The sequence below is a fragment of the Nocardia lijiangensis NBRC 108240 genome, from assembly GCF_001613045.1.
Lineage (GTDB): Bacteria > Actinomycetota > Actinomycetes > Mycobacteriales > Mycobacteriaceae > Nocardia > Nocardia lijiangensis.
Genome location: NZ_BDBP01000217.1, coordinates 1 through 1007 on the forward strand (window position 1 = coordinate 1; position 1007 = coordinate 1007).

General features: G+C 73.0%; 1 protein-coding gene. It reads right to left on the bottom strand.

The genetic code is table 11. The features are described from left to right. The coding region (locus tag NL1_RS35975) for a 3'-5' exonuclease (protein ID WP_162272808.1) at nt 1–1007 on the bottom strand (1007 nt) is incomplete at both ends.

Consider the following 1007-nt stretch of genomic DNA (forward strand, 5'->3'; position numbering starts at 1 on the left):
GGACGAGGGCGGCGCCCTGCTCGATCGGGTCGCGGCGGGGGCCGAGCGGGTCGCGGGGCCACTCGGCGGTCGCCGGATTGTCGGTGAACGGGTTGACCGCGTCGACCTCGGGCGGATCGTCCCACCTGGCGATGTCGAGCACACCGTACGCGGGCCCATCGACAGACTCGCTTGCGTTCTTCAGTTCCAGCAGGAAGTCCGATGGCCCCTTCGGCGTGGAGCCGGTCTCGGCCCAGTGGTGCGCCGAAACCAACAGCACCCGTTCGGTTCTGGTGAGCGCGACATAGAACAGCCGCCGCTCCTCGTCGAGGCGCCTGCGGTCCAGCGCGCCCTTGTGCGCCTTGATGGCGGCCTCCAGGTCGGCGCGGTCGTACAAGTCCGAGAGGTCCAAGACCGGCACGCCCTCGGCGGCGTCGTCCTGGATGCGGTCGCCGCGCAGCGAGGTGGGCAACTCGGCCAGCGCACCCAGCCAGGTCGCCGAGGCGGCGCCCGAGGGAAACACCCCGCGCACCACGTGCGGTACCGCGACGATCTCCCATTCCAGTCCTTTGGCCGCGTGCACCGTCAGCACCTGCACGCGATCCTTGGCGACCTCCACCTCGCCCGGCTCCAGCCCGTTCTCGACCGACTCGGCGGCGGCGAGGAAGGCGAGCAGACCGCTCAGCGAGGCGCCGGTGTCGGCGGCGTAGCCCGCCACCACCTCGGCGAACGCGTCCAGGTGTTCGCGTCCCGCTCCGGTGCCCGCCATGGCGCGGCGGGCCTGGGTCTCCACCCCGACGCCGATGGTGCGCTCCACGTCGGCCACGAGCTCGACCAGCGGCTGGCCGCTGCGTTCCCGCAGGGCGGCGAGCTCCCGGCCGAGCGTCTCGATGCGGGTGTAGCCCGAGGCCGAATAGTTCTGCTGCGGACCGGGATCGGCGATCGCGTCGGCCAGCCCCGCCTGCTCGGCCGGTTCCGGCGCCACCTCGCGCAGCGCGGCGGCCAGCGCGGCGCTGTCGGCGATCTCG